The following is an 11805-nucleotide window of genomic DNA, read 5'->3' on the forward strand; positions in this document are numbered from 1 at the left end:
GCTTTGGAAGTGTTCTGGGGGGTAAACGGCAACTGGATTTTCAGTTGCTCGCCAGCACTTGACTGACTGATCCGACGCCGGCTCAACGTATCGAGCGAGGTGACGTCATGAGTATTTTTAGCCACTTCCAACAGCGCTTCGAATCCACACGCCAGGAAGAGTTCTCACTGCAGGAATACCTGGAGCTGTGCAAGAAGGACCGAAGCGCCTACGCATCCGCCGCCGAACGCCTGCTATTGGCCATCGGCGAGCCGGAACTGCTGGACACTTCGACCAACTCGAGGCTGTCACGAATCTTTTCCAACAAGGTGATCCGGCGTTATCCGGCCTTTGAAGACTTCCATGGCATGGAAGAATGCATCGACCAGATCGTCTCCTACTTCCGACATGCCGCTCAGGGCCTGGAAGAGAAGAAGCAGATCCTCTACCTCCTGGGTCCGGTGGGCGGTGGTAAATCGTCCCTGGCCGAGAAGCTCAAGCAACTGATCGAAAAAGTGCCCTTCTACGCGATCAAGGGTTCCCCGGTCTTCGAATCGCCACTGGGGCTGTTCAACGCCACGGAAGATGGCGCGATTCTCGAAGAAGACTTCGGCATTCCCCGGCGCTATCTCAACACCATCATGTCGCCCTGGGCCACCAAGCGCCTGTCGGAGTTTGGCGGTGACATCAGCCAGTTCCGCGTGGTGAAGCTGTACCCGTCGATTCTCAACCAGATCGCCGTGGCCAAGACCGAGCCCGGGGACGAGAACAACCAGGACATTTCGGCACTGGTCGGCAAGGTGGATATCCGCAAGCTGGAAGAATTCCCGCAGAACGATGCCGATGCCTACAGCTACTCCGGGGCACTGTGCCGGGCCAACCAGGGCCTGATGGAATTCGTCGAGATGTTCAAGGCCCCCATCAAGGTGCTGCACCCATTGCTGACCGCCACCCAGGAAGGCAACTACAACAGCACCGAGGGGCTGGGGGCGATCCCCTTCACCGGCATCCTGCTGGCCCACTCCAACGAATCGGAGTGGCACACCTTCCGCAACAACAAGAACAACGAAGCCTTCATCGACCGGATCTATATCGTCAAGGTGCCTTACTGCCTGCGCGTCACCGATGAGGTGAAGATCTACGACAAGCTGCTGTTCAACAGCTCCCTGGCCAAGGCCCATTGCGCCCCCGACACCCTGAAAATGCTGGCGCAGTTCACTGTGCTGTCGCGCCTCAAGGAGCCGGAGAACTCCAACATCTACTCGAAGATGCGGGTCTATGACGGTGAAAACCTGAAGGACACCGATCCCAAGGCCAAGTCGATCCAGGAGTACCGCGACAGCGCCGGCGTAGATGAAGGGATGAATGGCCTGTCGACCCGGTTCGCTTTCAAGATCCTGTCGAAAGTCTTCAACTTCGACCCCCATGAAGTGGCGGCCAACCCGGTGCACCTGCTGTACGTGCTGGAACAGCAGATCGAGCAGGAACAGTTCCAGGCGGAAACCCGCGAGCGTTACCTGCGTTTCCTCAAGGAATACCTGGCGCCGCGCTACATCGAGTTCATCGGCAAGGAGATCCAGACCGCTTACCTGGAGTCCTACAGCGAGTACGGCCAGAACATCTTCGACCGCTACGTGCTCTATGCGGACTTCTGGATTCAGGATCAGGAATACCGCGATCCGGAAACCGGCGAGATCCTCAATCGCGTGGCCCTCAACGAGGAGCTGGAGAAGATCGAAAAACCAGCCGGCATCAGCAACCCGAAAGATTTCCGCAACGAGATCGTCAACTTCGTCCTGCGTGCCCGGGCCAACAACAACGGCAAGAACCCCACCTGGCTCAGCTACGAAAAACTGCGGGTGGTCATCGAGAAGAAAATGTTCTCCAACACCGAGGACCTGCTGCCGGTCATCAGCTTCAACGCCAAGGCCAGCAAGGAGGATCAACAGAAACACAACGACTTCGTCACACGAATGGTCGAGCGCGGCTACACCGACAAACAGGTTCGGCTGCTGTCCGAATGGTATCTGCGGGTCAGAAAATCGCAGTGATGCAGCTGCAAGCTTCTAGCTACGAGTTGCAAGCGCGATGCTGCGGAGCCTTCCCGGGCCCCGCCGCTACGCCGCTTGCGGCTTGAGGCTTATGTCTTGAAGCTCCCCGGAGGGGCCCATGAGCTATGTGATCGACCGACGTCTCAATGGCAAGAACAAGAGCACGGTGAACCGCCAGCGCTTCCTGCGGCGTTACCGTGACCATATTAAAAAGGCCGTCGAAGAGGCCGTCAGCCGCCGCTCCATCACCGACATGGAGCACGGCGAACAAATCAGCATTCCCGGGCGGGATATCGACGAACCGGTGCTGCACCACGGCCGTGGCGGCAAGCAGACCGTGGTCCATCCCGGGAACAAGGAATTTACCGCCGGCGAACATATCGCCAGGCCTCAGGGCGGCGGCGGTGGCGGCGGCCGCGGCAAGGCCGGCAACTCCGGCGAAGGCATGGACGAATTCGTCTTCCAGATTACCCAGGAAGAATTCCTCGAGTTCATGTTCGAAGACCTGGAACTGCCCAACCTGGTCAAACGCAACCTGACCGGCACCGACACCTTCAAGACCGTGAGAGCGGGGATCAGCAACGAAGGCAACCCGTCGCGGATCAACATCATCCGCACCTTGCGCTCGGCCCACGCCCGACGCATTGCCCTGTCCGGCAGCAGCCGGGCCAAGCTGCGGGAGGTGAAAGAAGAGCTGGAACGCCTGAAACGCGAAGAACCGGACAACTTCGGCGATATTCAGGAACTTGAAGCAGAAATCGAACGCCTTAGCGCGCGCATTCATCGCGTGCCTTTTCTCGACACCTTCGACCTCAAGTACAACCTGTTGGTGAAACAGCCCAACCCCAGCTCCAAGGCGGTGATGTTCTGCCTGATGGACGTCTCCGGCTCCATGACCCAGGCCACCAAGGACATTGCCAAACGCTTCTTCATCCTTTTGTACCTGTTCCTCAAGCGCAACTACGACAAGATCGACGTGGTTTTCATCCGCCATCACACCAGTGCCCGTGAAGTGGACGAGGAAGAGTTCTTCTATTCCAGGGAAACCGGCGGGACCATTGTCTCCAGTGCCCTGAAACTGATGCAGGAGATCATGGCCGAGCGCTATCCAAGCAACGAATGGAACATCTACGCCGCACAGGCTTCCGACGGCGACAACTGGAACGATGACTCGCCCATCTGCCGCGACATCCTGATCAACCAGATCATGCCTTTCGTGCAGTACTACACCTACGTGGAGATCACTCCACGAGAGCACCAGGCCCTGTGGTTCGAATACGAACGTATCGCCGAGGCCTTCTCCGACACGTTCGCCCAGCAACAATTGGTTTCGGCCGGCGATATCTATCCGGTCTTCCGTGAACTCTTCCAGCGCAGGTTAGTGACATGACCGCCAGAGAGCAGAAGCGCCAACCTATCTCCACCGGCTCGGAATGGACGTTCGAGCTGATCCAGGCCTACGACCGCGAAATCAGCCGTATCGCGGCTCGCTATGCCCTGGATACCTACCCCAACCAGATCGAAGTGATCACCGCCGAGCAGATGATGGATGCCTACGCTTCGGTGGGCATGCCCTTGGGTTATCACCATTGGTCCTACGGCAAGCACTTTCTCAGCACCGAAAAGTCCTACAGCCGCGGGCAGATGGGACTGGCCTACGAGATCGTGATCAACTCAGATCCTTGCATCGCCTACCTGATGGAGGAGAACACCATCTGCATGCAGGCCCTGGTCGTCGCACATGCCTGCTATGGCCACAACAGCTTCTTCAAGGGCAACTACCTGTTCCGCACCTGGACCGATGCCAGTTCGATCATCGATTACCTGGTGTTCGCCAAGCAGTACATCATGCAGTGCGAGGAGCGCCATGGCATCGATGCCGTGGAGGATCTGCTGGACTCCTGCCATGCCCTGATGAACTACGGCGTCGACCGCTACAAGCGGCCTTACCCGATCTCCGCCGAGGAAGAACGGCGCCGCCAGAAGGACCGGGAAGAGCACCTGCAGAAACAGATCAACGATCTGTGGCGCACCATTCCCAAAGGCGCGGACAAATACAGCGACAAGGACAATGCTCGCTTCCCCGCCGAGCCTCAGGAAAACATCCTGTACTTCATTGAAAAGCACGCCCCCCTGCTGGAGCCATGGCAGCGGGAGATCGTGCGCATCGTGCGCAAGATCGCCCAGTACTTCTACCCGCAGCGCCAGACCCAGGTAATGAACGAGGGCTGGGCAACCTTCTGGCACTACACCCTGATGAATGACCTGTATGACGAAGGCCTGGTGACCGACGGCTTCATGATGGAATTCCTCGCCTCCCATACCAGCGTGGTTTACCAGCCGGGCTTCGACAGTCCTTACTACAACGGCATCAACCCCTACGCCCTGGGCTTTGCCATGTACCGGGACATCCGCCGCATATGCGAGGAACCCACGGAAGAGGACCGCCGCTGGTTCCCGGAACTGGCTGGCACCGACTGGCTGTCGAGCATCAAATTCGCCATGAGCAGCTTCAAGGACGAGAGTTTCATCCTGCAGTACCTGTCACCCAAGGTGATCCGTGATCTCAAGCTGTTCAGCATCATGGACGACGACCAGAAGGACGACCTGCTGGTGCCGGCGATCCATGACGAAAGCGGCTATCGGATCATCCGCGAAACCCTGGCCGCGCAATACAACCTGGGCAACCGGGAACCCAACGTGCAGATCTGGAGCATCGACCGCCGTGGCGACCGCTCACTGACCCTGCGCCACCAGCAACATGATCGCAAACCCCTTGGCGACTCCACTGACGAGGTACTCAAGCACCTGCACCGCCTGTGGGGTTTCGACATTCACCTGGAAACCCTGCAGGGTGATCAAGTGGTGAAAACCCATCACGTCCCGCCAAGAAGCGATCATAACGAAAACGACTACGGTCGACTGGACCTGGCAGTCATCCACCTCTGAGTCCAACAACAGTCCTCCGTCAGCGCGACACAAGAGTTATTCTGTCGCGCTAACGGAGGTTTTTTATGCGGATTTACAAAGTCGGCGGCGCAGTGCGCGATCGCTTGCTGGGCAGGCCGGTCACCGATATTGATTGGGTGGTAGTCGGTGCCAGCGCAGAAGACATGATCGCTCAGGGCTTTCGCCCGGTTGGCGCCGATTTTCCGGTGTTTCTGCACCCCAAGAATGGCGAGGAATACGCCCTGGCCCGAACCGAGCGCAAGAGCGGACGGGGTTACGGCGGATTCACCTTCCACGCCAGCCCGGAGGTCACCCTGGAAGAGGACCTGATTCGCCGCGACCTGACGATCAACGCCATGGCCGAGGATGATCAGGGTGTCGTGACCGACCCATATAACGGCCAGAAGGATCTTCAAGAACGGCTGTTACGTCATGTTTCCCCGGCATTCGCCGAAGATCCCCTTCGAGTACTGCGGGTAGCGCGATTCGCCGCGCGCTATGCCGGCCTGGGTTTCAGGGTGGCCGCAGAGACGCTCGAACTGATGCGAGAACTCAGTGAGTCAGGCGAGCTGCAGGCCCTCACCGCGGAGCGCAGCTGGAAGGAGATTTCCCGGGCCTTGATGGAAGAACAGCCCCAGGTCTTCATCCAGGTGCTCCGGGACTGCGGCGCCCTGGCGGTGCTGATGCCCGAGGTCGACGCCCTGTTCGGCGTTCCCCAGCCAGCCGCGCACCATCCGGAGATAGACACCGGCCTGCACACCCTCAGCGTTTTGCAGCAAGCGGCACTGCACCATCAGCCCCTCTCGGTACGCTGGGCCTGCCTGCTGCACGACCTGGGCAAAGGCCTTACCCCCGAGCAGGAGTGGCCACGGCACATCGGACACGAACACAAGGGTCTGGAGCTGATCAAGGCCGTCAGCGAGCGGTTCAAGGTGCCACGGGAATGCCAGGAACTGGCATTGCTGGTAGGCCAGTACCACACCCACGCCCACAAGGCGCAGGAACTGAAGGCCTCGACACTGCTAGAGCTGCTGCAAAGCTTTGACGTGTTCCGTCGCCCGCAGCGCTTCGAAGAGTTCATTGCCGCTTGCGAGATGGATGCCCGCGGACGGTTGGGATTGGAGTCGCGCCCCTACCCCCAAGCGGACTATCTGCGCGGCGCGGCCAATGTGGCCCGGGCAGTGGCGGTCCAGCCGTTGCTTGAGCAAGGCTTCAAAGGCCCGGCACTGGGCGAAGCGCTGAGACTGGAACGACTCAAAGCGCTCAAGGCCTACAAGGAGCCGCCCACACCTTGAGCCCCGCGGGCAAGGCACAAGCCTTGCCCGCCTCAGGAGCCGAGGCTGGGGACTACAGCCCGGGAGGCGTCAGTTGCCGGCCCCGCCATTCGAACGGCACCGGCGCCAACACCTGATCGATCTGCGCTTCATGCCAGAGCACCGCCAGGCTCTTGCCGGCCAGCGGATGCACCCGCTCAGGGGCCATCAGCGACAACGGCCAAAGCACGAAGGCATTCTTCAGGATCTCTGCCCGAGGCAGGATCAGACCATCGAAATTGCCGGTCAGATCGCCATACAGCAGCACATCGATGTCCAGCGGCAAGCCTTTGCGGTCCGGAGCATAGCGGCCGTTGTCCGCCTCGATGAACTTCAAGCGCCGATCCAGTTCGATCAACGGCAGATCGGTATAGCCCGACACCACCAGATTGAAGAACGGGCCGCTCTTGATCCCCACCGGCTGGCTCTCGAACACCGCCGAGCAACGCATATCCACCAGAAAGCCGGCCAGGGCATCAAGCCCGGCGCACAGGTGAACTTCACGCTCGATATTGCTACCAAGCCCCAGAAACACCTGAGTCAGCGACATCCGCGCTCGATCTCCACGCCCACGCCCGCGGCAGCCGGAACGGCACCCGGCTTGGTCAGTTTCAAATGCAGCCACGGGATGTGGAATTCGCTCATCAGCACTTCGGCAAGACGCTCGGCAAAGGTTTCCACCAACTGGTACTGGGCCTGCTCGGCAAACGCCTGGATCCGCGTGGAAACGCTGGCGTAATCCAGCGCCAGCGTCAGATCATCCCCAGCGGCGGCCGGGCGATTATCCCAGGCAAAGCTCAGATCAAGACGCAGGCACTGTCGGATGCCACGCTCCCAGTCGTAGGCTCCAATCACGGTGTCCACTTCCAGTCCTTCGATAAACACTCTGTCCAAGCACTCTTCTCCGCAGCACGACAAGGGCGCAATGCGCCGTTAGAATCAGGGCGTCCTCGCCCGGAATAGTTAGCATGTTTTGGTTACTGGCGATTCTCGCCTACCTGCTTGGCTCTCTGTCCTTTGCCATTTTGCTCAGCCGCCTGACGGGTAATCCCGATCCGCGAATGAGTGGCTCGGGTAATGCCGGCGCCACCAACATGCTGCGCCTGGCCGGCAAGAAACTCGCAGTCCTGACCCTGCTGGGGGATCTCTGCAAGGGCCTGGTGCCCGTGCTGATCGCGCACCTTGCGGGACTCTCGCTGCAACAACAGGCCTGGGTCGGACTCTACGCCGTCCTTGGCCACCTGTTCCCTTTGTACTTCCGCTTTCGCGGCGGCAAAGGTGTCGCCACCGCCGCCGGCATGCTGCTGGGGCTTTATCCTCCAGCCGCCCTGCTGGCCGTCGCCGCCTGGGCGCTGACCTTCTACCTCACCCGTACCAGCTCACTGGCCGCCCTGATCGCCACGCCCCTGACCCTGCCGCTGCTGGCCTGGCAGGCGCCCGAAGCGCTGCTGCCGATGAGCGTACTGACGCTGCTGATCGTCTGGCGCCATCGCGGCAATCTACGCGACCTGTTTGCCGGCCGCGAACGGCATTTCTAAGTCCTCGACGATCAAAAGACTCAAGCTTACGCCGCCGCGCACCCTCTAAAGGGCCGACAACTGCTCCATCGGCCAACGCGCCTGCACAGTGATTGCCAGGCTTTCCTGCTGACCGGCCTGCAAACGCTGACAACCGGCAAAGGCGATCATCGCGCCGTTATCGGTGCAGAACTGGGGGCGAGCATAGAACACATTGCCGTTCATCTCCGCGAGCATCTTTTCCAGAGCCTCGCGCAAGGCCTTGTTCGCGCTCACGCCCCCGGCGATCACCAAGCGCTTGAGGCCGGTCTGCTTCAGTGCGCGCTTGCACTTGATGGTCAAAGTCTCCACCACTGCCTGCTGGAACGCGAGGGAGATGTCGCAACGGGTTTGCTCACCGTCGTCTCCAGCGCTGACGCACTGCTGCCAGGTGTTGAGGGCGAAGGTCTTCAAGCCGCTGAAACTGAAATCGAGGCCAGGACGATCGGTCATCGGCCGGGGGAAGACAAACCGCCCCGGTACGCCTTGAGTGGCCAGACGCGCAATTTCAGGGCCGCCGGGATAATTCAGACCGATCATCTTCGCGGTCTTGTCGAACGCCTCGCCCGCCGCATCATCCAGCGTCTCGCCCAGCAGCTCGTATTGGCCGATGCCATCGACCCGAACCAGCTGGGTATGACCGCCGGACACCAACAAGGCGACGAACGGGAATTCCGGTGGCTGCTCTTCCAGCATTGGCGCCAGTAGGTGACCTTCCATGTGATGCACGCCCAGGGCTGGAATGCCCCAGGCGAACGCCAGCGCCTGGGCGCAGGAAGCCCCGACCAGCAGCGCGCCGACCAAGCCGGGACCGGCCGTATAGGCAATGGCATCGATCTCAGTGGGCACACAGTCGGCCTCAGCCAGAACCTGACGGATCAGCGGCAGCATGCGCTTGACGTGATCACGGGAAGCCAGCTCCGGCACCACGCCGCCGTAGACGCGGTGCAGGTCGATCTGGCTGAACAGCGCATCGGCCAAAAGGCCGCGCTCGCTGTCGTAAAGCGCGACGCCGGTTTCGTCGCAGGAGGTTTCTAATCCCAGTACTAGCATGGGTTTGCGCCTTGTAGAGGCTGAATTCGAAGGCGCGCATAATAGTCGCCACTCCCGCGCCCGACCAGCGGTTTTCGATCAGAGGCTTTGCATTCCGAGCGTTGAGGGGTTAACATCCGCAACCCTTAAAAACCGACGACCTCAGCCGCGATTTTTGCGACGAGAACGTTGACCCCGGTAATGAATGAAGGTAGCTCTGGATGCCAGCCGTCAAAGTTAAAGAGAACGAACCCTTCGACGTAGCTCTGCGTCGTTTCAAGCGCTCCTGCGAAAAAGCCGGTGTTCTGGCTGAAGTTCGTAGCCGCGAATTTTACGAGAAGCCGACTTCCGAGCGTAAGCGCAAAGCAGCTGCTGCTGTTAAGCGTCACGCCAAGAAAGTTCAGCGCGAACAGCGCCGCGCCGTACGTCTGTACTAATACACAGACGTTCGCTGCAAGCTTCTGCCAAGCCCGGCCCTCAGCCGGGCTAATGGCATTTGCGGAATACGCTTGATGCTTCACCGTCGAAGCCGCCCATGCGACCCAGACGAATCTGCTTCACCACGTCAGACCTGGCTCTTGCCAGCGGTGCACGTCTTTTCTGACGAGCCTTCCAAGGCTACTGACGAGCACACCCTTACTGATTCCTACAGACGATCAGCCCAAGGCGCACTTCTCCAGCGCCCGCTTAATGAGCTATCCGAGGCCACCCAAAGGCCACTGTCGGACTCAGCGCAATACCTTCAAATAGTCGAATACTGATTGAAACTAACGTCAGTGGACGTTCGGCAGATACACTTCCCGACTGCGATCACGCCGAAAACCCGGACCGAGCCGCGCAACCTTCACGCCTCGCTGCATCCGGTCTTTCGACAGCGTCGCCAGGGCTATTTTTTCCCGCAGTGATGACGAGAACGCCATGGCCGGGCTCATTCCCCAGAGCTTTATTGACGACCTTCTGAACCGCACCGACATCGTCGATGTCGTCAGCTCGCGCCTGCAGATCAAGAAAGCCGGCAAGAACTACACCGCCTGCTGCCCGTTCCACAAGGAAAAGACCCCCTCCTTCAGCGTCAGCCCCGACAAGCAGTTCTACTACTGCTTCGGCTGTGGCGCGGGCGGCAACGCCCTCGGCTTCATCATGGACCACGACAACCTGGACTTCCCCCAGGCCGTCGAGGAACTGGCGAAAGCCGCCGGCATGGAGATTCCCCGCGAGGAAAGCACTCGCGGCCAGCGCAAACCCCGACAGCCCACGGACTCCCCGCTCTATCCCCTGCTCACTGCCGCTGCCGACTACTATCGCCAGGCCCTGAAAAGCCACCCGGCACGCAAGGCGGCGGTGGACTACCTCAAGGGACGTGGCCTCACCGGCGAGATCGCCCGCGACTTCGGCCTGGGCTTCGCCCCGCCCGGCTGGGACAACCTGTTCAAGCATCTGAGCAGCGACACCCTGCAGCAAAAAGCCATGATCGACGCCGGCCTGCTGATTGAAAACGCCGAGACCGGCAAACGCTATGACCGCTTTCGCGACCGGGTGATGTTTCCCATCCGCGATACCCGCGGCCGGATCATTGCCTTTGGCGGCCGGGTGCTGGGGGACGACAAACCCAAGTACCTGAACTCCCCGGAAACCCCGGTGTTTCACAAAGGCCAGGAACTCTACGGCCTGTACGAGGCCCGCAAGAACAACCGCAACCTCGACGAAATCATCGTCGTCGAGGGCTACATGGACGTGATTGCCCTGGCCCAGCAAGGGCTGCGCAATGCCGTCGCGACCCTGGGCACCGCCACCAGCGAGGAACACCTCAAGCGCCTGTTCCGCATCGTGCCCAACGTACTGTTCTGCTTCGACGGCGACCAGGCCGGACGCAAGGCCGCCTGGCGCGCCCTGGAAGCCACCCTGAGCTGCCTGCAGGACGGACGCCGCGCACGCTTCCTGTTCCTTCCGGAAGGCGAAGACCCGGATACCCTGGTGCGCTCCGAAGGCACCGACGCCTTCCGCGCGCGGATCAATCAGCACGCGCAGCCGCTGGCGGATTACTTTTTCCAGCAACTGATCGACGAAGCAGACCCGCGCTCTCTGGAAGGCAAGGCCCACCTGGCCACGCTGGCTGCGCCGCTGATCGAAAAGATCCCTGGCGCCAACCTGCGCACCCTGATGCGCCAGCGCCTCAGCGAGATCACCGGCCTGACCAGCGAAACCGTCACGCAACTGGTCCACAACGCCGCGCCGGAAGCGCCGCCAGCCTACGACGCCGGCATTGATTACGACGCAATGCCGGATTACGCCGACTACCATGAGCCCCACCAGGAAACCTACGTCCCTCAACAGGACTGGACGCCGAAGAAAAATGGCGGCGGCAAGAAGTGGGAAAACAAGCCCTGGGACAAGAACGGCAAGGGCAAGCGCCAGGGCGATCGCGACCAGCCCAGGGGCCCGCGGGTCCCGGCAGCGGTGGAGCCTCCGACACTGGCAGCTCTGCGCACCTTGCTGCATCACCCGCAGTTGGCAGAAAAAGTTGAAGATGCCGGGCACTTTGCCGATGACGACAACATCAATACACAGTTGCTGGTCGCCCTGATCGAAGCCGTGCAGAAAAATCCTAAGCTACGCTCTATTCATCAGTTGATGGCGCGCTGGCACGGCACTCAGCAGGGCCACCTGCTGACTGCTCTGGCAGAAAAAGAGTGGTTGATCGACGGAGATAACCTTGAACAACAGTTTTTCGACACCATTAATAGCTTGTCCGCTCGCCAACGCGAGCGTGTTTTAGACCAACTTCTCAGGAAATCGCGTCAAAGCGAGCTCAGCAGCGAAGAGAAAATTCAGCTGGTTGAGCTTTTAAAACGCAATGTTCCCGCATCGAACCCGACCTCAACTGGCGCGTGAGGTCATAGCTCGGGTATAATCCTCGGCTTGTTT

Annotated in this window: 11 protein-coding genes; 7 read left to right on the plus strand and 4 right to left on the minus strand. The window is 60.2% G+C overall.

Features of this window, described 5'->3' with window-relative positions; all coding sequences use genetic code 11:
- The first annotated feature begins 107 nt into the window (after positions 1-107).
- From PST29_RS27475 to PST29_RS27490, 4 genes are all read left to right on the plus strand, one after another.
- Positions 108-2030, plus strand: coding sequence for a PrkA family serine protein kinase (locus PST29_RS27475; protein ID WP_011063831.1), 1923 nt, complete (start codon positions 108-110; stop codon positions 2028-2030).
- A 118-nt stretch (positions 2031-2148) separates the two neighbouring features.
- The gene (locus PST29_RS27480) at positions 2149-3420 is read left to right on the plus strand and encodes a YeaH/YhbH family protein (RefSeq protein ID WP_060841376.1); all 1272 of its coding nucleotides are present in this window, start codon (positions 2149-2151) and stop codon (positions 3418-3420) included.
- Positions 3417-4979 (plus strand): SpoVR family protein, encoded by a 1563-nt coding sequence (locus tag PST29_RS27485; protein WP_060841377.1) that lies wholly within the window; start codon positions 3417-3419, stop codon positions 4977-4979. Before PST29_RS27480 ends, PST29_RS27485 begins: the two co-directional genes overlap by 4 nt.
- Positions 4980-5044: 65 nt before the next feature.
- The gene (locus tag PST29_RS27490; protein ID WP_060841378.1) at positions 5045-6274 is read left to right on the plus strand and encodes a multifunctional CCA addition/repair protein; all 1230 of its coding nucleotides are present in this window, start codon (positions 5045-5047) and stop codon (positions 6272-6274) included.
- 52 nt (positions 6275-6326) lie between these two features.
- Here the strand turns inward: PST29_RS27490 and folK are convergent, their stop codons facing one another.
- Positions 6327-6842, minus strand: a complete 516-nt coding sequence (gene folK, locus PST29_RS27495) for a 2-amino-4-hydroxy-6-hydroxymethyldihydropteridine diphosphokinase (protein WP_060844789.1) — start codon at positions 6840-6842, stop codon at positions 6327-6329.
- Positions 6833-7186 (minus strand): dihydroneopterin aldolase, encoded by a 354-nt coding sequence (gene folB / locus PST29_RS27500; RefSeq protein WP_060841380.1) that lies wholly within the window; start codon positions 7184-7186, stop codon positions 6833-6835. The genes folK and folB overlap by 10 nt, the downstream gene beginning before the upstream one ends.
- Positions 7187-7260: 74 nt before the next feature.
- Between folB and plsY the strand changes: the two genes are divergently transcribed.
- The gene (gene plsY / locus PST29_RS27505) at positions 7261-7830 is read left to right on the plus strand and encodes a glycerol-3-phosphate 1-O-acyltransferase PlsY (protein WP_060841381.1); all 570 of its coding nucleotides are present in this window, start codon (positions 7261-7263) and stop codon (positions 7828-7830) included.
- 45 nt (positions 7831-7875) lie between these two features.
- Here the strand turns inward: plsY and tsaD are convergent, their stop codons facing one another.
- Positions 7876-8901 (minus strand): tRNA (adenosine(37)-N6)-threonylcarbamoyltransferase complex transferase subunit TsaD, encoded by a 1026-nt coding sequence (tsaD, locus tag PST29_RS27510; RefSeq protein WP_060844790.1) that lies wholly within the window; start codon positions 8899-8901, stop codon positions 7876-7878.
- A gap of 200 nt (positions 8902-9101) precedes the next feature.
- Here tsaD and rpsU point away from each other — a divergent pair, with 200 nt between their 5' ends.
- Positions 9102-9317, plus strand: a complete 216-nt coding sequence (gene rpsU / locus PST29_RS31360; RefSeq protein ID WP_002551877.1) for a 30S ribosomal protein S21 — start codon at positions 9102-9104, stop codon at positions 9315-9317.
- Positions 9318-9653: 336 nt separating this feature from the next.
- Here rpsU and PST29_RS32165 read toward each other — a convergent pair whose 3' ends face one another.
- The gene (locus PST29_RS32165; RefSeq protein ID WP_159426288.1) at positions 9654-9800 is read right to left on the minus strand and encodes a hypothetical protein; all 147 of its coding nucleotides are present in this window, start codon (positions 9798-9800) and stop codon (positions 9654-9656) included.
- Here PST29_RS32165 and dnaG point away from each other — a divergent pair.
- Positions 9799-11772 carry a DNA primase gene (gene dnaG / locus PST29_RS27520; RefSeq protein ID WP_060844791.1) on the plus strand — a complete coding sequence of 658 codons (1974 nt, stop codon included), beginning with the start codon at positions 9799-9801 and terminating at the stop codon, positions 11770-11772. The two genes, PST29_RS32165 and dnaG, sit on opposite strands and share 2 nt — an antisense overlap.
- Positions 11773-11805: the final 33 nt, after the last annotated feature.

Source organism: Pseudomonas sp. St29, assembly GCF_001547915.1.
Lineage (GTDB): Bacteria > Pseudomonadota > Gammaproteobacteria > Pseudomonadales > Pseudomonadaceae > Aquipseudomonas.

What these genes read in the sequence shown, in the direction of transcription:
- PST29_RS27475 (WP_011063831.1), top strand. Translation starts at nt 108, where the DNA reads ATGAGTATTTTTAGCCACTTCCAACAGCGCTTCGAATCCACACGCCAG.
- PST29_RS27480 (WP_060841376.1), top strand. Translation starts at nt 2,149, where the DNA reads ATGAGCTATGTGATCGACCGACGTCTCAATGGCAAGAACAAGAGCACG.
- PST29_RS27485 (WP_060841377.1), top strand. Translation starts at nt 3,417, where the DNA reads ATGACCGCCAGAGAGCAGAAGCGCCAACCTATCTCCACCGGCTCGGAA.
- PST29_RS27490 (WP_060841378.1), top strand. Translation starts at nt 5,045, where the DNA reads ATGCGGATTTACAAAGTCGGCGGCGCAGTGCGCGATCGCTTGCTGGGC.
- folK (WP_060844789.1), bottom strand. Translation starts at nt 6,842, where the DNA reads ATGTCGCTGACTCAGGTGTTTCTGGGGCTTGGTAGCAATATCGAGCGT.
- plsY (WP_060841381.1), top strand. Translation starts at nt 7,261, where the DNA reads ATGTTTTGGTTACTGGCGATTCTCGCCTACCTGCTTGGCTCTCTGTCC.
- tsaD (WP_060844790.1), bottom strand. Translation starts at nt 8,901, where the DNA reads ATGCTAGTACTGGGATTAGAAACCTCCTGCGACGAAACCGGCGTCGCG.
- rpsU (WP_002551877.1), top strand. Translation starts at nt 9,102, where the DNA reads ATGCCAGCCGTCAAAGTTAAAGAGAACGAACCCTTCGACGTAGCTCTG.
- dnaG (WP_060844791.1), top strand. Translation starts at nt 9,799, where the DNA reads ATGGCCGGGCTCATTCCCCAGAGCTTTATTGACGACCTTCTGAACCGC.
- PST29_RS32165 (WP_159426288.1), bottom strand. Translation starts at nt 9,800, where the DNA reads ATGGCGTTCTCGTCATCACTGCGGGAAAAAATAGCCCTGGCGACGCTG.